Source organism: Rathayibacter sp. VKM Ac-2927, from assembly GCF_022815525.1.
Lineage (GTDB): Bacteria > Actinomycetota > Actinomycetes > Actinomycetales > Microbacteriaceae > Rathayibacter > Rathayibacter festucae.
Window position 1 is genome coordinate 107,872 of record NZ_JALGRT010000005.1, and the last position, 18,713, is coordinate 126,584.

Below are 18,713 nucleotides of genomic sequence, written 5' to 3' on the forward strand. Positions count from 1 at the left end.
GGTGGGAGTGGGTGGGGGCGCCGGGACGATCCAGCGCCCCAAGGGGTCTAGCGGAGGGAGGTCGCGGCGACGTCCGCCGGGATGAGGAGGGACTCGTCGAGGTCGTAGTCCGCCAGGAAGCCGGCGAGCGTGCCGTCCTCGCGGTACTGGTCGATCAGCGCGCTGAACGCGTCGGAGAGCGCGGTGTTCTCCTTGGCGATCGGGAACGCCGCGACGGGCGCGCTGGTGGTGATCGCGACCCGGTCGTCGGGCTGGGCCACCTCGACCTGGAAGTCGGTGTCCTTGTAGGCGTACTTCGCGACGCCGTAGCCGTCGAGGGCGGCCTGGATCCGTCCGCTCTGCAGGTCCTGCTTCATCTCGACGGTCCCGGGGTAGTTGGAGAAGCTGCTGCCGAGGATCGCGCTCATGTCCGCCTCCCAGGAGAACCCGGCGCCGCTGCCGACAGCACCGATCCCCTCCAGGCCCTCGACGGTGTCGATGCCGTCCTTCGAGATGATCGCCATGGAGTCGTAGTAGGTCGGGCTGGTGAAGCCGACCTGCTCGGCGCGGGCCTCGGTGACGTACCAGCCGCCGGTGATCATGTCGGTCTTCTTCTGCTCGCTGATCATCGGGATGCCGTTGGCGTAGGTGATCGGGACATAGGCGAGGTCGAGGCACTCGGCGGCGGCGAGCTTTTCGACGATCTCGATCTCGAGGCCGGAGGCGCTGCTGCCGGAGGTCTGGGTGTACGGCGGGTTCTCCGGGACGCCGACGGTGAGGGTGCCGGGCGTGTAGGTGGTGAGTCCGGAGTCGGCGGGAGCGCAGTCGTCGGCGACAGTGGTGGCGGCGGTGGACGCGGAGCAGCCCACCAGGGCGAGAGCGGCCGCACCGGCGAGCGCGGTGGTGGCGGCGAGGCGGCGGGTCAGATTCGAGCGGAGCATGGTCGGGTCCGTTTCTTGGTGCTGTCGGGTGCGGTGGGGTGGACGTGCAGGCGGGACGTGCAGGCGGGACGTGCAGGCGGAGGTCGCGGGAAGGGCAGTGCGGTCAGACCGCGGTGAGTCCGCCGTCGATGGGCCAGACGGCGCCCGTGACGAAGGACGCCGCGTCGGAGAGGAGGAAGGCGATGAGCGGTGAGATCTCGTCGGCGTGCGCGCGACGGCCGAGAGGGGCGGAGCTGCTGCTGCCGCCGGCCGGCTCGTCGTCGTTCATCGGTGTGGAGACCCCGCCCGGGCAGATCGCGTTGACCCGGACGAGCGGCGCGTACTCGGCCGCCGCGACGCGAGTGAGCCCGAGGAGGGCGGCCTTCGAGGAGCTGTACGCGCCGTAGCCGGCCGAGCCCGCGAGAGCGGCGGTGGACGAGACGCTGACGATCGATCCGCCAGCGCCCATCAGCGGCGCGAGGTGCTTGATGCCGAGGAACGGGCCGGTCGTGTTGATCCGGTGGTGGAGCTCCCAGCTCGCGAGGGTGGTCGCGCCGAGAGCGGAGTGGCGGAGGACCCCCGCGTTGTTCACCAGTCCGGCGACCGGGCCCAGCTCAGCCGCCAGGGCTGCCCAGGCGCTCTCTTCCGACACATCGAGGTGGCGGTAGATCGCGTCACCGCCCTGGTCCCGGATCGAGCCGGCGGTGGCGTCACCCGCCTCGTCGAGGACGTCCGTCAGGACGACGCGGCGGCCGAGCCCGGCGAGGTGGCGGGCATGCGCCGCGCCCTGCCCGCGGGCGGCGCCGGTGATCACGATCGTCATCAGCGCATCACGTCTCCGCCGGAGAGCACGAGCGTCTCCCCCGTCAGGAACGCCGCGTGATCGCCCTGCGAGAGCAGCCACACCCACTCCGCGATCTCCTCCGGCTGGGCGACACGACCGAGCGGGATCGAGGAGGCGGCCGCCTCCATCCGACCGGTGGCCGCGTTGCCCGGGGTGGCGACCCAGCCCGGGGCGATCCCGTTGACGCGGATGCCGGAGGGAGCGAGTTCGAGGGCGAGCTCCTTGGTCAGCATGACCACGGCCGCCTTCGACGCCCCGTAGAGCAGCTGCCCCGGTGACACGGTGAACGCGTCGACGGAGGCGAAGTTGACGACCGACGCGTTCGCGGCCATCCGGGGGACCGACTCGGCGATCATGTTGAGGACGCCGAGGACGTTGATGTCGAAGATGCGCCGGTAGGTCTCCTCCGAGAAGTCGGCGAGCGTGGACGGCGGGTAGATCCCGGCGATGTTCGCGACGGCGTCGATCCGCTCACCGCCCGGGAGCGCCTCCTGCAGGGCCGCTCGGACGGCGTCGCGCGAGCGGACGTCGGCGACGGCGGAGATCAGCCGGCCCGGGCCGTCGACGTCCTCGTCGATCGGCGCGACGTCGAGGGCGACGACCGTCCAGCCCTCGCGGAGGAAGACGTCGGCGGTGCTGCGGCCCATACCGCTCCCCGCGCCTGTGACGACGGCGACGCGATCTCTGCTGGTGCTCATTCTCGGCGGGCTCCTCGTCCTCGTGCGGCCGGTCTGGACGACCCGTCGCGGTGCAGGACCAGCAGACCAGCGGCACCGACCTAGGGCAATGCTGAATACGATGGGTCCACTCAAGGAGAAAACTAGAGAAAGGCCGTCCCGCGATGCCCTCCATGCCGACGCTGCGACAGCTCGACTACTTCGTCTGCGCCGCGCGCCTGGGCACCTTCGCCGCCGCAGCGAACGCTCGTCACATCGCCCAGCCGAGTCTCTCCGAGCAGATCGCCACCCTCGAGCGCACGCTCGACGTCGTCCTTTTCACCCGCACCTCGCGGAAGCTGCTCCTGACCGACTCGGGGAAGCAGCTGCTGCCTCTCGCCGAGCGCGTGCTGGCCGAGGCCGAGCGTTTCGTGGAGTCCGGCCGCGGCGTCCAGGCCCTGGAGGAGGGCACGGTCTCCTTCGGCACCTTCAACAGCGCTCACCTCTACCTGCTGACGGATCTGATCCGCGAGTTCCACGAGCTGCACCCGTCCGTGCGCATCCGCGTCGTCGGCCTGAACTCGGCCGAGGTCGCCGACGCCGTCCGCTCGGGCGAGCTCGAGGCCGGGATCGTGCAGCTGCCGGTCGACGACCGTGAACTCGACCTCACGCCGCCGGTCTTCACCGACTCCGTCGTCTACGTCTCCGTCGATCCCGGACGCACCAGCAGACCGGTCGGCATCCACGAGCTCGCCGACCGGCCGCTGATCCTCTCGGAGGCGCGCTGGTCGAAGGACGACCCCCTGCGCGTCTCCCTTCTCGCGCACGCGCAGCAGGCCGGAGTGACCCTCGATCCGATGATCGAGGTCGAGTTCCAGACGCACGCGCTCGAGCTCGCTGCCCAGGGAGTCGGGGACTCGCTCGTCTCCTATTTCGTCGGCCGGTCGCTCATCCAGTCGCGCGGACTGCACTGGGCCCTGCTGGAGCCGCCGATCGTCGAGCACTACGCCTTCGTCACCCGCCGGAACGCCTCCATCTCCCCGGCCACCCGCGAGTTCATGCGGCTGGCTCTGAAGGTCATCCAGCAGGTGTCCGCACGCCAGGACGGACCGATGGCCCGCGCAGACCGTCGAGATCGGAGAGGTGGGCGCCGAGCAGATTCCTGACACGGACAGCATCAAGGCGATCTCGGTCGCCGAGGGCTCAGGCTTGCAAATCTGACGGGAACATTCCTGCTGGCGGTGCGGTGTAGGGAAGTATTTCGCCAGCCCGGTTCTCGTCTGTCGACGTCGCGAACGGGCCGCTAGGCGAGAGTAGGACTCGCATGTGGGGGTCGAGGTGGTTGATCCAGTACGCGCTCAGAGACCCGGCACTGGTCCGGATCTCTTCCCACATCCGCCAGAGGGCTTCGATGCGGGTCAGCGCCTCGACGCTGCTCCACCACTCGGCCGCCCACCGGTCGCCGACACTCTGGCCCTTGGCCGTGACGCGGCGCCGGTAGGAGGGCAGGAGGAACTTCCGGACCCACTCGTCGGCTGAACCGAAGTACGTCTGCGGCACCTCCTCCTCGTCTGGTTCCTCTGCTTCTGCGGTGCGCAGTCTGACGGGTGGGGCGGCCGGCGAGAAAGGATCTGCGTCGACGTCGACGTCGAACACGTCCTCGTCGCTCATCACTCGCCCCGGAGCGCCGCATCGACATCCGTCGACCGCTGCGCCTCTCGCGGCGGCATCACCGTCACGACGGGCGATACCGGCGCGGAGTTCGCGGGTCCGCTGCTGGCGTCGTGGGCGGCGATGGAGGCGTTGATCGCGGCGACCTGCTCCTTGGGGCCGCTGTACCAGGGCACGGTGTCGACGAGGGCGGCGCGGGCGCCGGAGGAGAGCATGATCGCGCGTCCGCGGCCCATGCTGGTGAGGTCGGCGACTTCGAGGATCTTCTCTCGGCGCAGCGCCGAGGTGGTCGACCGGACGCCCTTGTTGTAGCTGGCGGAGGTGGTCTCTTTGTCGTAGGTGCCGATCAGTTCGGAGAGGGTGCGCAGGAACTCGTCTTCTGCGACTCCGCCGGCGTAGAGCTTCACGTTCGCGGCGGACCACAGTTTGAGCATGCCTTCCTTGCCGAACACGCCGACGCCCTGGGACCAGGACTGGAACACGGCCATGATCGGGATTCCGCGCGAGCCGTAGTGCGAGTACAGGTCGGGGAGGTCCTTCCACCGGCATACGTTCGCGGCCTCATCGAGAACGGCGACGAGGGGCGTCGCGAGGCGCCCTCCGCGGGAGCGCGCGGCGTGCTCCTCCGCGGCCTCGATTGTCGCGGCGGTCAGGGCGGTAACGAGGGGGCCGGCGGTGCCGGCGCCTTCCTTGGACAGCGAGTACAGCGTCTGGGTCGATGTCACGAACGTCTCCGGGACGAACTGCGGGCGGGTGTCGTTTGGGCGGGCGTTCACCCAGTCGGCGGTTGCGGCGCTCTTCAAGCACACGGCCATGCCCTGCGCGGTCGAGTAGATCCCGTCGCGGGCCTTGTCGGAGGTGTTCATGATGCCGCGGACGGCTCGCGCGTTGGTCGGGTAGCCGTTGTCGTGGAGGAGCTCGACGGGTGTCTCGTCCTCGACGGAGGTCAGCCAGAGCAGCACGTCGCTGATCGGCCGGTTCCCGGCCGCGGCCGCGAGCAGCAGGTCGGACAGCAGCTCTTGGCCCTTGCCGTCGAAGTAGGCGTCGGTCTTCGCGTTCATCGCCCGGGTGCCGGAGGCGAAGTGAGTCGCGAGCTTCGCGGCCTTGGTGTCGTCTGTGACGTAGGAGAGGGGGTTCCACCACCAGGTCGCGTCCTCGAACGCGACGCGCTGGGGGTCGAACACCCACACGTGGCCTTTGGCGGCGCGGACTTCGCGGGTTGCGTCGAGCACGTCGCGCTTGTTCGACGTCGTGACCACGGCGCCGGGCGCGGCCATGATCGCGGGGATGACGAGGGAGGTCGACTTGCCCACTCGGGGGCCGGCGATCAGCAGCATCATGTCCTCGAACGAGGCGTAGAGCATCTGCTTCCCCAGGTGGAGCCGGCCCACCGGGACGCCGGGGTTCTCAGCGACGCCGAGGCGGGCGGACTTCTTCAACGCTTCCTTGCGCATCATCGACGCGAGGTCGCGCGGCGTCGCCATGTATCGGGCGGCGTGGTCCACGCTCGAGCGGTTCTTGCGTCCGAGCGAGCGCATCCACACGAGCCAGAGGCCTACGAGGACGATGACGGCGACGGCGGCTGCGGCTGCGGCGATCATTGTTGCGGACGTCGACCACACCACTCGGCCGCGGAACAGGCCCGAGATGATTTCGAACGGGTCCGAGGGCAAGCCCTCGTTCACTCCGTCGAGCTGCGACCCGACCGCGACAGCCACCCACACGATGCCGATAGCAGCAATCGCGGTGAGGGCGGCGCCGAGCATCAGGGCGTCGTTGCCCGACTTGCCGGGCTCGCGGCGGCGGTTGTTGGCGGTGTCGCTCATGCGGACTCCTCCGTGTAGATAGGGCCGGCCCACCGCGGGGTACAGTCGTCGGCGGGTGCTTGATGCGAGGTCCCCCAGGAGAGGACCGCGAGGCCCCGCTCCACGAAGGAGACGGGAAGATCCGTCGTGTGGAAGCCGTGCTCCCCCGGAGCCGCTCGTTGGCAGGTCCAGCGGTAGCCCTCGAACGCGACCGTCGACACACAGCTCACGCGATCACCCGGTCCCACTGGTCCCAAGCGACGAAGCCCGCCAGGAGCCCGACCCCTGCCCAGCAAACGGTGAGCAGGAACCGATCGCGGTCCGCGGTCCGCTGGCGGGCGCGGATCGCGCTGATGATCGCGGCACCGTCGGCGCCGGCCGCGACGCAGCTGGCGCCAAGTGCGACGAGGACGCTCACGGCAGGATCTCGACGTTCACGGGGTCGGTGGGCAGTGGCTCTGCTGCGCGGCCGGCGCGGGAGGTCGCGTGCCAGAGCTTGTTGGTGTCGTTGACCTCCTTCTCTGCTGCGGTCAGTTCGACGCGCACCGGTATCCCGGGACGTCCGCCGACCTTGATCAGGAAGCGGCCGCGGCCGGGAGGCTCGGATTCGTGCCCGGACACGGGGTCCCAGGCGGGCGGGTCCTGCCAGGAGGTGAGCATCCCCTGTTCCGCGATCGACATCGGCACGGCCGAGGTCAGCAGCGGCATTTCCGCGCCGGGGAGGCCGCCGCAGATGACCATGCCGGAGCGTTCCACGAAGCCCTTCGCCTTCATCTGATCCTCCTGGGAGGCCAGTGCGAGGAGGTCGGACATGGTGTGGCTGATCATCGCCAGGCCCACGTCGCGCGCGCGGTTCAGGCGGGTGAGCGCGTCGACGCGATCGACCATGCCCTTGCCCGCGCGCAGCGCCCGCCACAGCTCGTCCAGGATCACGAAGTAGTGCCGTTGCGGTTCGAGCTCCGCGTCCGCGAGGGCGGCCGCGACGTTGACGGTCCCGAAGCCGGCGGACCAGCAGGCGAGGAGGATCGCGGCCTGGAGGTCGCCTTCGGAGTCGTCGATCGAGGACACGTCGTAGACGACGGGGCGGTCCCGGCGCATCGGCGTGGTGGTCTGCTTCGAGAACACCTCGCCTAGGCGTCCACCGGTGGTGAGGCCGATGAGGGAGGCTTCGAGGTTCTCGGTGACGTCCTTGTACTTCTCGATGTCGCCGCGGTCCAACGCGACCTGACGAACCTCGTCCGGCGCTTCCTGGATCACGCGCAGCAGGTCCGCGAGGACCGGCACGCCCTGGTGGTGTTCGTCCAGGTACTTCAGTGCCCGGTCGATGATCGTCTCTTCGCGGTCGCTCGGCGGCTGGGAGCGGAGGATCGTCAGGAGCGCGGCGACCATCGTGTGCCGGCGGCCGTGGGCGTCCGCGAGGACCTGGTGAGCGAGGCGCTGCACCTTCGCGGCGTGCTTGCGCAGCCGGCCGACCTCCGCGATCATCGCCGCGGTGTCGTCGGAGACGCCGAGCGCGTCGACCTGGTGCGCGAGCTCGTCGGCCCGCTCGAGCGAGCGGTCGGCCTCATCCCGCAGGCGCTGCGCCGCTTCGGATGCCTCGCCGGGGTCGAGGATGTTCAGGTACCCGCGGCCACGGCCGAGAGGGATGACCTGCCCGTCGAGGGCTTCGATCAGATCCACGTAGTCGGGCTTGAGGTCGCCCAGCACGAGGGGGATCGTGCCGTATCCGGCGAGGCCGGCGGCCATGCGGCGAGTCAGCGAGGACTTCCCCAGGCCGGGCTTGCCGAGCACGAACATCGACGGGTTGCTGATGAGGTTCGCGCGCTGGAACCAGCTGATCGGGTCGCAGCAGACGGAGGCTCCGGTGGAGAGGTTCTTCCCCAGCGGCACCCCGATCATCGGCGTACCCGTCCCGACCGAGAACGGGTAGAGCCCGCACACCTGGACGGTCGTCCCGCGGAACTCGTCTGCGGCCGTGACGTTGACGGCTTCACCGCCGCCGCGGCCGAGCCATCCGCGGATGCTCGGGCGCAGGGGACGGCGCAGCGCCGTCCCCTGGCTCTTCTTCTTCCCGCCGTGCGGGATCTCGATCTTCTTCCCTTCCCGGCGCCGGGTGCGCGGGGTGGTGCGCTCTCTGGTGAGCGTCGCGCGCTGGGCGACCGTCGCTACCGGGGCCGGAGCTTCGCCCTGCCCGCACGCAGCCCGCCGCGAGGGTGCCGTCGTGTCGGTGCCGGGCTCTGCCGAGGACGACACGGCACCGGTGGGTAGGCCGTCGCCGGTCAGCTCCTCCCCCGCCGTGTCGCCGTGGGCGGCGGTGACGGCTCCGTCCGGCAGGACGTCCTCGCCGGGTTCGAGCTCGTTGTCGCTGTTCGAGGAGAACAGGCGGGTGATCAGGCTCACAGGGACTCCCTCACTTCGGTGGGCAGGCGCAGGTGACGCGGGAGCACGAGGCCCAGCGGCAGACCCGCAGCGAAAACGGTGTCCTGCGACCCGAACGCCGGCCGCACCCGAAGACGCGCCGCGGCGGTCAGCGAGTCGATCGCCGCGCGCGCGTCCGCCTCGTGCACGGCGTCAGTGGTCGTCGCGGTGACGATCAGGCCGAAGTTGAGCAGGCCGGCGCCGGAGGCCTCTTCCGCCGCGGTCGCCTGGGCGGAGCGGGTGGAGAGGGTCGAGCGGGCGGTGGGCTTGGTGGACGCGGAGCTGTTGAACTGCGCCGCGTTCAGGTCCGCCTCCACGATCGCCGCGGCGCGGGCCGGGTCGATGGGGCGGTAGAGCAGGGTGACGCGCTTGCGGGCGACGTCGCGGTGCGGAGCCAGCAGGCGCGCGAGGATCCCGGACTGCACGACTCCGCGCGGCGGGGAGGTCATCGTCCACGACGTCGACACGGCGCCGTCGTGCCGGTACGACTCCCACCGGGACTCCGCGGCCGCGGGGCCGACGTCCGTCCAGGACAGCTCGGGCACGTCCCCGGAAGCGCGGGCCTCATCGATCAGGACGGCGGCGGCGGGGTCGTAGGCGATCCGGATCACCTCGCACAGCTCCTGAGCACCGAGCGGCCGTGCAGCGCCGGCACCGGTCGCGGCAAGGCTCGTCGTCAGGCCAGGCAGGCGGGCGGCGAGGTCGGTGGCGACTTCCTTCGCGTTGCGGCGCTTCCCGCCGATGCGGGAGAGAGAGGAGAAGGTGATCGCGACGTAGGCGCGGATCGTGGCCGACCCGACCGGGTAGCTGCTCACGACCTCCGAGAGCATCGCTCGAGCGAACTCCGGCGCGTCCGGGTCCATCGACCCCTCGACCTCCGAGCGCAGGCGCGTACCGGTGTCGGGGGCCGTCTCGACGGTGACGGAGGCGGCCTCTATGCCGGGCTCGTCTCCGAGGTTGGAGAGCCAGATGCCGTACTCCGCGACCTGGTTGTTGACCTGCTCCTGATCCACCAGCGCGGCGCCGTCCGGCTCGGTGGCGATCACGACGGTGTAGTGCTTGGTCGAGGGGACGTGCACGAGAGCGAACCGGCGCCCGTGCGAGTCCTCGTGCTCGGAGAGCTGCGACGCCGCAGCGAGTCCGGGGAGCTGGAACGTGCCCCACTTCGCTCTGCCCGTGGGGCCGGAACGGTAGACGTTCGCTCCCTTGGCCTTCGTCCGCATCCAGTTCACGCGATTCACCGTCCTTCCGAGGGCGCTCTGCCCGTGCTTGTCCTTCACCGAAACCGTCAGCAAGATCCCGCCGAAGATCGCGGCGACGATCAGCGCGGCCCCGAGGCCGGAGAACATCGACGCGATGATCGAGGAGAGGATGCCGACGAACAGCACGCCTGTGGCGAGCTGTCCGAGGCCGCCGAGTCCCGCGGTCTGCGGGCGACGCCAGTTGCCGTACGTGCGCGGTGCCTCAGCGCTGCGCGTGGGAGTCGTGGTGCTCATCAGTTCCCGCTCTCGTTGCCGCCAGTGGCGTCGTCCGTGGCGGCCTTGACCGCTCCTGCTGCGTGCTTTGCGCCTTCGGCGGCCTTCCCAGCCACCGCAAGACCGACACCGATCGGGCCGCCTGCCGCGGCTGCGGCACCACCGCCTGCTGCCGCGCCGCCTGCTGCGCCGCCGCCGGCCGCAGCTCCACCAGCTGCGCCGCCGCCTGCGCCGGAGGCGGCCGGAGTTGCAGCGGGTGACCCCTTGCTGCCTGCGGAGGCGCTGCTGCCGGACGGTGCGGAGCCGAAGCCGCCGCCGCCGGGCGTTCCTCCGCCCCCGCCGCTGTCGCCTCCGCTGCGCGAGCGGATCGCTCCGCTGGCGATCTCCGCCGCTCCACCGGCCGCGGCCGCACCGAGCAGGAGGCCTGCACCGCCACCGCCGCCGCCCACCGAGGCGATAGCGGGGACGAGGAAGCGCATCAGGGCGGGCAGTGCGACGAGCGCGATGAGCATCAGCGCGAGGCCGGTGACGATCTGGAACAGCCCGGTGCCGTCCGATTTGAACAGGTCAGTGCCGGTCATCCGGAAGGCGATCGCGTAGACGATCGCCGCGGCGGGCTTGTAGAGGATGAAGGCGAGGGTCCAGGCGAGGGTCTTCTTGAACCACTGCTGCCCGATCTCGGTGTTGGTCGCGGCCGCGGCGATCGGGAAGATGCCGGCGAGGACGACGAGCATTGCGCCGCGGAACACCATGAGCGCGACCTGGACGTACGTCATCAGCACGGCGAGGATCCCGAGGAGGAAGAGGCCGATCAGGCCGATGGGAGCGGTCGCGGTGAGAGAGATCATCGCGAAGACGTTGGTGCCGAAGCAGTTGCTCTCACCGTTGGTGACGTCGCAGTCGGTGGAGTTGTTGAGGATCCAGACCGAGAACGCGTCCCCGGCCTGCGTGGCGAGGCGGATCACGACGAGTCCCGCTCCGGCGACGGCGATCAGCGTCAGCACCGATCGGGCGAGGGTGCGCAGCTCGCCTGCGCGCTGCGTCCAGACCATGCGGCCGGCGGCGACGAGGATCGAGAGGATCGCGAGCCCGCCGGCGTACCACTCGAGCTGCCCCTGCACCCAGCCGACGGTGCTCGAGGACTCGTTGAGGTGCAGCGCCAAGGGCAGGAACCCTGTCACGAGTGCGGAGGCGGAGGAGAGCAGGAAGACGGCGAAGATGATGACGCCGATGCGTCCCATGTGCGCCTCGCCGTCGCCGTGGCGACGACGGGTGCTCATCATTACACCGGCGATGATCAGCGACATGACCGCGAGGCCCGCCGCGACTCACGTCATGTAGCCGAGGATCGTCTCGAACGCCTCCGGCAGGGGCGGCGTGCCGCCGCCGTTAACGCCGCCTCCCCGGTCGACGACGGTTACCGGGGAGGGAACGTTCACCCAGAGGGTGCCGAGCGAGACGACCGCTTTGCCGAAGCCCTCCAGGATGTTGTTGACGAACTGCTGCAGAGCGTCGTTCGACGCCTGCGAGACGACGTTGCCGATGCCTTCTCCGGTCCAGCAGAGAACGTCGACGACGGAGCACGGCTCTTTGTCGGGGACTGGGGTCATGTGGTGCCGCTCCAAGGGAGGTAGCCGCCGAGGCTCTGCAGAGCGACCGGGCGGAAGGTGGGGAGTCCGTCGTCGGTGAGCACGAACTTCCAGTCGCCCTCGGACCAGCTGAGGGCGTAGGGGAAGCTGATGAGACGTCCGTCGGAGATCTGGAAGGCGATGTCGATGGTGGCGTTCTGACCGTCGTAGGCGAGGACTTTCACGCCGGCGATCTGGGAGCTCAGGCCGGTGTTGCTCTGAGTGGTCTCGCGGGCCAGCGCGGCGTCTCGACCGGGGCCGGGGACGGTGAGGCGTTCGGTGACGAGATCGCTCAGACGGCCGTCCGTTCCCATCGCCCAGAGATTCGCGACGGCGAAGGCTGCGCCTTCCACGGTGTGCGCGTAGCAGCTGCGGACTCCGTCGGCGTCGACGACGCCAGGCCCTGCATCGTCCGAGGAGGGCGCTGCCATGGTCCCGACGATGGTCCACTCCGCGTCGGGTGCGGCAGCGAGGCTGCCGCTCTCGTCGAGTCCAGGGAGGCCGCAGATGCTTGCAGCATCGGCGTCGAGCTCTGAGGCCTGGGAGGTGGGCGTTGCAGTGGTGGCGGGCATGGCGGTGCCCTGCCCGCCACCACTGTCCAGGGACGTGACGGCGAGCAGGATCGCGGCCAGGACGAGGATTCCGAAGACGATTGCTCCGAAGATGAATCCTCGACTGGTGAACGGGTTGCGGGACTGCGTGTCGCTCATGACGTCGTGCCTCTCGTTGGTGATGCCGGTCGGTGTCCTCGTGCGCTAGCTGCCCATGAGGAAGCCGACGATCGTGAACGCGGCGGAGACGATGATGACGCCGACGAGGAGTCGGCCGAGCCAGCCGCCGATCTCTCCGCCTTCGCCGCGGCGGGCGGAGACGGTCATGGTGACGCCGAGGATGATCAGGCCGACGACGGCGACGCCGAGGCCGACCCACTTCGCCCAGCCCATGACGGTGGTGAAGGCCTCGAATCCGGGCGGCATGCCCCCTGGGCCCGGGTCGGGGACGACGGTTCCGAAGCTGCCGGCGGCTGTGATCAGGTCGGAGGTGAGGGCGAGTACAGACATGGTGTTCTCCGTTTCGTGTGGTGGTGGTGCGGGGTGTTCGGCGCCGCCGGTTGGGGCGCCGAGAAGGTCCGGCTATCCGGTGGTGAGGGGGCCGTCGGCGTAGGCGACGTCGAAGTGCAGGTGGTTCGGGGTGTCTGTGAACTGGGTGATGTGCTGGTAGCTGGTCGAGCGGCACTGGATCTGCCCGGCACGCGAGCCCGCCGGAACCTGTGGGTCCAGGACGGTGAGGAGCGTGAGCGCGTTCGCGTCGCAGCCGGTCGTGGCCGTGCCGTCGAAGGAGAAGAAATCGACCGCGTTCCCGCCGCCGTTCATCCAGTGAGAAGAGCCGGTGCCGGCGCCCAGGAGGGATCCGGTGCACTGGCGGTTGAGGTCGGAGACGCCCACCTTTCCGAACGTGTTCAGAGCGATCGTGATGATCTGGAGGATCCGCACGTCGATGCCGCAGTTCTCCTTCGCGGTGCCGGCGGCCATGTCGCGGATCTGCTGCGCGTACCTTTCCTCGAGCAATCGCAGGCGCCCCTCTTCCATCGCCGTCACGAGGCCGGCTGCGAGGGCCTGCGCGTCGCCAGATACGGCGACGCATCCACCGATCGGCGCAGCCGTCGCAGGTGCGGTGCTGGCCGGCGTAGACGGAACATCGACCGGTGCAGCGGTCGTCGTAGGTGCGGTCGTGCTACTGCCGAGGCCGTTGAGGTAGGTCATGATCTCCACGGCGTCGGCGCGGTACTTCGTGTAGTGGTTCGGGTCGGCGTTGCGCTGGACCTTGTTGATCGCGATCGAGGGCTCCATCGACTGCCAACCCTCGACCGCGATGAGGCGGTCGTAGAAGAAGCCCGCCGAGGTCGTCGGGTCCATTCGCTGCTCAACGGTGCCCCAGCTCGACTGCTGCTGGAACAGTCCGATCGAGTCGGTAACTGACCCGTCCGGGTTGATCGCACCGTCCCCGTAGGTGATGTTCACCAGGGATGACTCCCCGATCGCTGTCTGCACGCCGAGCGTCTGCCCGTCCGCGCCGAGCCCCTTCGCCGCTCCCGCGTTCACGATCAGTGCCGCATTCACGAGCTGGTCGTGCCCGTAGGCCCCAACCTTCGCGTCCGCAGGGATAGCGGACACGTTGACCGGTCCCCCGCCCGGCAGGCATGCCGCGGCAGCGGAACCGCCGAAGAACAGCACCCACAACAGCATCGCGACCGCCACGACGGGCACCATGACCGCCGCCAGCACCCCCAGTCCCCCCTTCTCCACTCGGCTACTCCAAGGCCAGAGGGGTGATCTGCTCCACGGCCCAGGGAGTGCTCTCCGTGGTGCGGTGGACGTACACGGAGTACTCCCCCGCGTCGGTGGGGACGAGGACGCGCATCGTGAACGCGCCGTCACCGTCGCGGACGGTCGCAGCGCCCGTGAGGCTCGTGCAGGGCACGTTTGCCGGGTCGACCGTCCGGTAGGCCACTGCTGCCCACTGGCTCAAGAACGGGTAGAGCTCGCTGATCCAGGTGTCGTAACCGAGTGTTGGACGGCAGAACGCCACCACCGCTTCCGTCGCGATCGCGACGGTTCTGCTCACCGGAGAGGGCTCTGGGGACGGCTCCGCATCGACCGGCTGTACGCCCTCGGGAGTCGGCGTCTGCGATGAGAGCTGGGTGCTGGGGGAAGGTGAGGCGGTCTTCGGGGACTCATTCTCATGAAACGCCTCACTCGTCGAAGCCGATGAGCAGCCGCTCACGAGGAGGGAGGCGATGAGGGCGAGCAAGACGGTTGAGTACCGAGACGAAGAAGCGGGCACACGACAAAGCTACCGATTTAGGTAGCGATTGCAACCCGGCTCGGTTACCGAAATGGGCTTATATCATCTTTGGTACATTCCATGGGTGGCTAGACGACCGGCGCCGGGACCGACGGACTTTTCGCGACGCGTGGTCCGCGCAGTCGAGACGCTCCGCGATCGTGCGCGGCTGACCAACACCGAACTCATCCGTGCTGCAGGCATCTCGGCGAACTACTTCTACATCCGTCTGCGCGGCGAAGCGCCGTTCACCACCAACGACATCGAGAAGCTCGCTGGAGCCTTCGGGGTTGAACCGTACGAAGTGCTGCAGCTCGCGTCTACTCCGAACCCGGACGACGGTGGCGGAGAGCTCGCTGCTGAGCGCATCGACGGCAGGGAGTTCGCTCGAAGACTCCGATTCCTCGCCGAAGGGCCGACGAGTGCGGATACTCAGACTTTCACCCTCGACACCCTCGTTCAGTCCATCCGCGGTCGTGACATCAGCTTCGAGCCGAAGGACTGGGATGAGCTGCTTGAGATGCAGGGCTCCACGCGGCTCCCGGTCGATCTGCTCGTCGGCCTCAGCGAGTTCTTCGGCGTCAGCTACGAGTACCTGACCGCAAGGCGTGAAGACGAAGCCAGCGAGCTCATCGAAGCGGAGATCCGTTTCCACCGGGCGCTACTAGCTACTGGAGCCACCTCAATCAGTGCTCGAGCGCTGGGTGGCATGAACGCGAAGCAGCTCGCCGCCGTGACCAAGGCGATTCTGTCGATCGAGCGAACTCCGAAGGAGGGCACAACCGAATGAGCACCACCCAGAGCAACGAAGCCCTGTGGTTCGAACACGCCGACGTCGCCGCACGCACGACGCAGACGTTCGAGGAGAACCGGTTCCAGGACGATCAGACCCTGGATGCCCTCCTCACGCATGTCTCTGACCTGCACGGCAAACCGATCCACGTCGATGCCATCGACGACGATGACTGGCAGACGCTCACAGCTCTCTGGGTCGATTTTCCCGACGAGGCCCAGATTCTCTACCGCTCGACCGATACCCGGCTCTACCAGATGCACTGCATCCTGCACGAACTAGCTCATATCGCCCTCCGCCACCCCGGCTGCAACGTCCTAGGGGACGACTCTTCCGTCGCCTCTTATCGGGGGACGAACGGAGTCGTCCGCGGCCGACTGCTAGAAGCAGGCCGCTCGGAGGACCTCCAGAACGTTGATGGGGACCGGCGCATCCTCGAAGGCGAAGCAGAGCACCTCGCCCATCTTCTTTCCCGCTCACTCCTGCGTCCTCGTTTCCGGGAGGACGAGGAGGTCTTCGGGTAGATGCAGGCTCTAGCCCTAATCGCTCTCGTGGTCCTCGCCGTCGTCTTCGTCGCCCGGATCCCCGCTGCTGTCTCCCAGCCCTCGAGCCGGTTGTCCTGGCTCGCGAGCGGAGTCGGCTCCCTCGCGCTCCTCACCCGAGTCCACCCCGGATTGGACCGGTTCCTCGGAGGCGAGAACTACATCAACCTCGCCCAGAACGTCCTGGCGACCACCGCGTTCTGGTTGGTCATGAGAGCAGCCCTCCTTCAGTCCCGCAGCACCCCGCAATTCTGGACGAGGAAGCTCATCCTCGCCGCCATGCTCATGTCCTTCGTCGTGCCGTTCCTGTTCATCACCGACAAGGAACCCACCTCGAAAACCTTCATCACCGAGCACATCTCCCAGACAGGTACCTGGCTTTACGCCAGCATCTACATGACGGCGATCCTCGCCATCTCGACGATGCTCCTGCTCGGTCTCCGTCGCAGAAAAGCGCGCTCCTACGGCTTCTTCGTCGCAGGCAGCAGCCTCGTCATCCTCGCCTGCATCGACGAGATCATCGTCCTGTCCCTCGACCACATCGAGGTCACCGATCTCGGTTTCCGCGTCCTCCTGCGGAACGCGTTCGACTTCCTGTTTTACTGCGGCGTGATCCTCATCGTCACCGGAATCGCCTCATTCACTCTGTCGAAGGCCATGCGTGAGGCACGACTCAGCCGGCATGCACGGAGACTTCGCCGCCTCGCCGGCAGACTCGCGGTGATGCCGGCTACCAACGGGGTAAGTAGCGCTCGAGACGAATCATCGATCGCGGTGGTGTACGACCTGGTAATCGCGCTCCGCGACTTCGAGAACGCTGACCGCGGCCGTCTGACGCCAGCCGATGCTCGTCACGTCGCAGCGGCGGAGGCCATCGTGATGGAACAGCTCGCCTCTCCCGCGACCACAAGAGCTTGGACTCGATGAGTGCCCCGCACGTCAGCGTGAGAGCTGTCTTAGGAGTAGCGGGAGCCGCTGTGACTGCCCTCTCCCTGCTGGCAGGCGTCGGTGTCGTCCTAGGGCGGCGGGTCGTGATGCCGGGGCGCAAGAGGACCGTGCAGGTCCTCTCGGCGACCCCGGACAGCGTCACCCTCCCCGCCACGCCCGAAACCCTTCACGACGGCGAGTACGGCTTCTGGTTCGACTCCGATCGGGGCCACGCGCTCGTCGGCCGGATCCTTCATCACGACACAATTGAGCGGACCGTTCGCCGCGAGGTTCTTCGAGTCACCGGCGGCGATCTCGCCGCCGCTGACGAAGGCCGATGGACCGGACACGTCTTCGCGCGTCCTGAGGACATCGACCCGCGCGTGCGCGAGATCCACGTCGACTCGCCAACAGGCCCATGTCCAGCGTGGCTCTTCCCGTCAACCGGCGGCGAGGGCGGAACAACCTGGGCGATCCACGTGCACGGCATCCGCACCACCCGCATCACCGCGCTGCGTTCAGTCCCGGCGGCACGCAAGCTCGGCTACACGTCGCTCGTTCCTTCGTTCCGAGGTGACGGAGATGGGCCATCAACGAAGAACGGGGTGTCGACTCTCGGCCAAACTGAATCGGATGACGTCGATGCTGCGATCAACTACGCCGTGGAGCACGGCGCGCACAGCATCGTTCTGTTCGGCTGGTCCCTCGGCGGCGGCATTGCTCTTCAGCTCTCTGAGCGGTCTCCACACCGCCATCTCATCGCAGCCCTCGTTCTCATCGCACCCGCCACCGACTGGCGGCAGGTCATTCAGGCTGGAGCGCGCCGAGCTCATCTGCCATCGGTCGTGGGTGCGCTTGGGACGTTCGCGCTCTCCACTCGCTCTCTCAGCGCCCTCGTCGGACTTCCGAGACCCATCGACTTCGGTGCCCTGGACTGGACCCGAGGACCGAGACTCACCGTTCCGACCCTCCTCATCCACTCAGACGGAGATCGGGAGATTCCTGCCTCGTTGTCACGGGCCTTCGTGAGCGTGAACGCTGAGCGGAGCGAGCTAGCCCTGCTCCCGCCGGCTGCGCATGCCTGGGAGTACAACGTCGCACCAGACGAGTTCGACGCCTCGATCTGCGAGTGGATCGGACGGCGGCGCGCGCTGAGCTGACGGCGTGTACCTAATTCGGTAACACTGCCGGACCGTATTTGGTACAGTTCCGGCATGGCTGTTGGACGAAGACCGTACCGGCCGCGGGCTGGAGGCCTTCACGGCCTTCGTCGATCCGTCGCGACCGCGTCACTGCGGCGATCATGCTTAATCCCGGGATTGATCCCGCCAGCGACCGGCGTGGCGCACGCAATGCCGGGGTTAAGTCACCACTCTGGATGCATGGCTCCGATCAAGCAGAAGCGACGCGCGCGCAATGGCGCCGTCACCGTGCCCGTCGAGGTTCAGATGCCGCCCGTATTGAAGGACGACGTCGACGGCGCAGCGAAGGCCTCGGGCGTCTCGCGCTCGTTGTACTTCGAACTCCTGCTTCAGCAGCTCCGCGACTCCACCGGGCACCTGCCTGTGCTGGCACCGACGTTCGACATCGACCAGGAGGCGCACATCTCCGCCGCTTAATAGAAAGCGGCCCGCCGCTGACGCGGCGGGCCGATCTAAGTTACGTAGTTCGAACCCTCACAGTTTGCCGACCTAGAGGTTCGTCCCATCCAAAGTCACCAGCCCTCACGGGAGGCTTCTCCATGTCTGGCATCATACCCACGCCCTCGCAGCGAACTACGACGAGCTTCACTCGTCGGCGTGTCGCAACGCGATCGGCTGACGTTGCTCGAGCGATCGTTGAGTCGCCGTTCGTCGCTACCGCGTTCGACGGGACGTTCGTAGACACGCCGAGCGACATCCCCAAAATGCATGCATTCGCTCAGAAGACTGCTCGTATGAGCGCAATCAAGGGTCGTGCAAAGCGAGCAGACAATGCTCCCACCGTGCTGCTTCAGGCACGCGTCACTCCGGACGTCCGTGAGGAAGTGAAGGCGGCCGCGGCGGCCAGCGGCGTCTCCTTGGCCTACTACCTCGATACCTTCCTGCGCGAGCTCGTTCAGACGAACGGTGCGCTCCCGCTCATCGCTGCACCGCGACCCCAAGCAGAGGAGCTGCCGATCCCAGCCGCTTAAACGAAGGAGGCCCGCCGAAGCGGGCCTCACCAAGTTTC

The 18,713-nt window shown here is 68.2% G+C and carries 21 protein-coding genes; 7 read left to right on the top strand and 14 right to left on the bottom strand.

Going from position 1 to position 18,713, the window contains the following annotated elements; genetic code table 11:
• Nucleotides 1-47 precede the first annotated feature (47 nt).
• From MT353_RS15330 to MT353_RS15340, 3 genes are all read right to left on the bottom strand, one after another.
• Nucleotides 48-920 carry an ABC transporter substrate-binding protein gene (locus MT353_RS15330; protein WP_243625120.1) on the bottom strand — a complete coding sequence of 291 codons (873 nt, stop codon included), beginning with the start codon at nucleotides 918-920 and terminating at the stop codon, nucleotides 48-50.
• 103 nt (nucleotides 921-1,023) lie between these two features.
• The gene (locus MT353_RS15335; RefSeq protein ID WP_243625121.1) at nucleotides 1,024-1,722 is read right to left on the bottom strand and encodes an SDR family NAD(P)-dependent oxidoreductase; all 699 of its coding nucleotides are present in this window, start codon (nucleotides 1,720-1,722) and stop codon (nucleotides 1,024-1,026) included.
• Nucleotides 1,722-2,441 carry an SDR family NAD(P)-dependent oxidoreductase gene (locus tag MT353_RS15340; RefSeq protein WP_243625122.1) on the bottom strand — a complete coding sequence of 240 codons (720 nt, stop codon included), beginning with the start codon at nucleotides 2,439-2,441 and terminating at the stop codon, nucleotides 1,722-1,724. The genes MT353_RS15335 and MT353_RS15340 overlap by 1 nt, the downstream gene beginning before the upstream one ends.
• A gap of 152 nt (nucleotides 2,442-2,593) precedes the next feature.
• On the opposite strand from MT353_RS15340, the gene MT353_RS15345 reads away from it, so the two are divergent.
• Nucleotides 2,594-3,565 (top strand): LysR family transcriptional regulator, encoded by a 972-nt coding sequence (locus MT353_RS15345; RefSeq protein WP_207901867.1) that lies wholly within the window; start codon nucleotides 2,594-2,596, stop codon nucleotides 3,563-3,565.
• Nucleotides 3,566-3,602: 37 nt separating this feature from the next.
• On the opposite strand, the gene MT353_RS15350 is transcribed toward MT353_RS15345, so the two are convergent.
• The 11 genes from MT353_RS15350 to MT353_RS15400 all read right to left on the bottom strand — a co-directional run bounded on the left by MT353_RS15350 (nucleotide 3,603) and on the right by MT353_RS15400 (nucleotide 14,021).
• Nucleotides 3,603-4,070, bottom strand: coding sequence for a DUF4913 domain-containing protein (locus tag MT353_RS15350; RefSeq protein WP_243625123.1), 468 nt, complete (start codon nucleotides 4,068-4,070; stop codon nucleotides 3,603-3,605).
• A complete protein-coding gene (locus MT353_RS15355; RefSeq protein WP_243625124.1) occupies nucleotides 4,070-5,896 on the bottom strand; it encodes a type IV secretory system conjugative DNA transfer family protein in 1,827 nt (608 codons plus the stop codon). The genes MT353_RS15350 and MT353_RS15355 overlap by 1 nt, the downstream gene beginning before the upstream one ends.
• A gap of 205 nt (nucleotides 5,897-6,101) precedes the next feature.
• Entirely contained in the window at nucleotides 6,102-6,293 is a 192-nt protein-coding gene (locus MT353_RS15360; RefSeq protein WP_243625125.1) for a hypothetical protein, read from the bottom strand.
• Complete coding sequence (locus MT353_RS15365) at nucleotides 6,290-7,897, bottom strand: ATP/GTP-binding protein (RefSeq protein ID WP_243625347.1); 1,608 nt, start codon at nucleotides 7,895-7,897, stop codon at nucleotides 6,290-6,292. The genes MT353_RS15360 and MT353_RS15365 overlap by 4 nt, the downstream gene beginning before the upstream one ends.
• 374 nt (nucleotides 7,898-8,271) lie before the next feature.
• Entirely contained in the window at nucleotides 8,272-9,789 is a 1,518-nt protein-coding gene (locus MT353_RS15370) for an SCO6880 family protein (protein ID WP_243625126.1), read from the bottom strand.
• Nucleotides 9,789-11,075 carry a hypothetical protein gene (locus MT353_RS15375; protein WP_243625127.1) on the bottom strand — a complete coding sequence of 429 codons (1,287 nt, stop codon included), beginning with the start codon at nucleotides 11,073-11,075 and terminating at the stop codon, nucleotides 9,789-9,791. The genes MT353_RS15370 and MT353_RS15375 overlap by 1 nt, the downstream gene beginning before the upstream one ends.
• A gap of 21 nt (nucleotides 11,076-11,096) precedes the next feature.
• The gene (locus MT353_RS15380) at nucleotides 11,097-11,378 is read right to left on the bottom strand and encodes a hypothetical protein (protein ID WP_243625128.1); all 282 of its coding nucleotides are present in this window, start codon (nucleotides 11,376-11,378) and stop codon (nucleotides 11,097-11,099) included.
• Complete coding sequence (locus MT353_RS15385) at nucleotides 11,375-12,106, bottom strand: hypothetical protein (RefSeq protein ID WP_243625129.1); 732 nt, start codon at nucleotides 12,104-12,106, stop codon at nucleotides 11,375-11,377. The genes MT353_RS15380 and MT353_RS15385 overlap by 4 nt, the downstream gene beginning before the upstream one ends.
• Nucleotides 12,107-12,151: 45 nt before the next feature.
• Nucleotides 12,152-12,457 carry a hypothetical protein gene (locus MT353_RS15390; protein ID WP_243625130.1) on the bottom strand — a complete coding sequence of 102 codons (306 nt, stop codon included), beginning with the start codon at nucleotides 12,455-12,457 and terminating at the stop codon, nucleotides 12,152-12,154.
• Between the two features lie 72 nt (nucleotides 12,458-12,529).
• Nucleotides 12,530-13,702 (bottom strand): hypothetical protein, encoded by a 1,173-nt coding sequence (locus MT353_RS15395; RefSeq protein ID WP_243625131.1) that lies wholly within the window; start codon nucleotides 13,700-13,702, stop codon nucleotides 12,530-12,532.
• 4 nt (nucleotides 13,703-13,706) lie between these two features.
• Nucleotides 13,707-14,021 (bottom strand): hypothetical protein, encoded by a 315-nt coding sequence (locus tag MT353_RS15400; protein WP_243625132.1) that lies wholly within the window; start codon nucleotides 14,019-14,021, stop codon nucleotides 13,707-13,709.
• Nucleotides 14,022-14,370: 349 nt separating this feature from the next.
• Here MT353_RS15400 and MT353_RS15405 point away from each other — a divergent pair, with 349 nt between their 5' ends.
• From MT353_RS15405 to MT353_RS15430, 6 genes are all read left to right on the top strand, one after another.
• Nucleotides 14,371-15,030 (top strand): helix-turn-helix transcriptional regulator, encoded by a 660-nt coding sequence (locus MT353_RS15405; protein ID WP_243625133.1) that lies wholly within the window; start codon nucleotides 14,371-14,373, stop codon nucleotides 15,028-15,030.
• Nucleotides 15,027-15,557 carry a hypothetical protein gene (locus tag MT353_RS15410; protein ID WP_159987116.1) on the top strand — a complete coding sequence of 177 codons (531 nt, stop codon included), beginning with the start codon at nucleotides 15,027-15,029 and terminating at the stop codon, nucleotides 15,555-15,557. Before MT353_RS15405 ends, MT353_RS15410 begins: the two co-directional genes overlap by 4 nt.
• A 27-nt stretch (nucleotides 15,558-15,584) precedes the next feature.
• The gene (locus MT353_RS15415; RefSeq protein WP_243625134.1) at nucleotides 15,585-16,502 is read left to right on the top strand and encodes a hypothetical protein; all 918 of its coding nucleotides are present in this window, start codon (nucleotides 15,585-15,587) and stop codon (nucleotides 16,500-16,502) included.
• A gap of 50 nt (nucleotides 16,503-16,552) precedes the next feature.
• The gene (locus MT353_RS15420) at nucleotides 16,553-17,662 is read left to right on the top strand and encodes a S9 family peptidase (protein WP_243625135.1); all 1,110 of its coding nucleotides are present in this window, start codon (nucleotides 16,553-16,555) and stop codon (nucleotides 17,660-17,662) included.
• 222 nt (nucleotides 17,663-17,884) lie between these two features.
• Nucleotides 17,885-18,121: a hypothetical protein gene (locus tag MT353_RS15425; protein ID WP_159987119.1), complete on the top strand. Its 237-nt coding sequence runs from the start codon at nucleotides 17,885-17,887 to the stop codon at nucleotides 18,119-18,121.
• A 317-nt stretch (nucleotides 18,122-18,438) separates the two neighbouring features.
• Entirely contained in the window at nucleotides 18,439-18,675 is a 237-nt protein-coding gene (locus MT353_RS15430) for a hypothetical protein (RefSeq protein WP_243625136.1), read from the top strand.
• Nucleotides 18,676-18,713: the final 38 nt, after the last annotated feature.

Excerpts from the sequence above, each read along its gene's own strand:
- MT353_RS15410 (WP_159987116.1), top strand. The coding sequence starts at position 15,027 with ATGAGCACCACCCAGAGCAACGAAGCCCTGTGGTTCGAACACGCCGAC.
- MT353_RS15330 (WP_243625120.1), bottom strand. The coding sequence starts at position 920 with ATGCTCCGCTCGAATCTGACCCGCCGCCTCGCCGCCACCACCGCGCTC.
- MT353_RS15430 (WP_243625136.1), top strand. The coding sequence starts at position 18,439 with ATGAGCGCAATCAAGGGTCGTGCAAAGCGAGCAGACAATGCTCCCACC.
- MT353_RS15375 (WP_243625127.1), bottom strand. The coding sequence starts at position 11,075 with ATGTCGCTGATCATCGCCGGTGTAATGATGAGCACCCGTCGTCGCCAC.
- MT353_RS15390 (WP_243625130.1), bottom strand. The coding sequence starts at position 12,457 with ATGTCTGTACTCGCCCTCACCTCCGACCTGATCACAGCCGCCGGCAGC.
- MT353_RS15350 (WP_243625123.1), bottom strand. The coding sequence starts at position 4,070 with ATGAGCGACGAGGACGTGTTCGACGTCGACGTCGACGCAGATCCTTTC.
- MT353_RS15335 (WP_243625121.1), bottom strand. The coding sequence starts at position 1,722 with ATGACGATCGTGATCACCGGCGCCGCCCGCGGGCAGGGCGCGGCGCAT.
- MT353_RS15370 (WP_243625126.1), bottom strand. The coding sequence starts at position 9,789 with ATGAGCACCACGACTCCCACGCGCAGCGCTGAGGCACCGCGCACGTAC.
- MT353_RS15380 (WP_243625128.1), bottom strand. The coding sequence starts at position 11,378 with ATGACCCCAGTCCCCGACAAAGAGCCGTGCTCCGTCGTCGACGTTCTC.
- MT353_RS15340 (WP_243625122.1), bottom strand. The coding sequence starts at position 2,441 with ATGAGCACCAGCAGAGATCGCGTCGCCGTCGTCACAGGCGCGGGGAGC.
- MT353_RS15385 (WP_243625129.1), bottom strand. The coding sequence starts at position 12,106 with ATGAGCGACACGCAGTCCCGCAACCCGTTCACCAGTCGAGGATTCATC.
- MT353_RS15355 (WP_243625124.1), bottom strand. The coding sequence starts at position 5,896 with ATGAGCGACACCGCCAACAACCGCCGCCGCGAGCCCGGCAAGTCGGGC.
- MT353_RS15345 (WP_207901867.1), top strand. The coding sequence starts at position 2,594 with ATGCCGACGCTGCGACAGCTCGACTACTTCGTCTGCGCCGCGCGCCTG.
- MT353_RS15425 (WP_159987119.1), top strand. The coding sequence starts at position 17,885 with ATGGCTCCGATCAAGCAGAAGCGACGCGCGCGCAATGGCGCCGTCACC.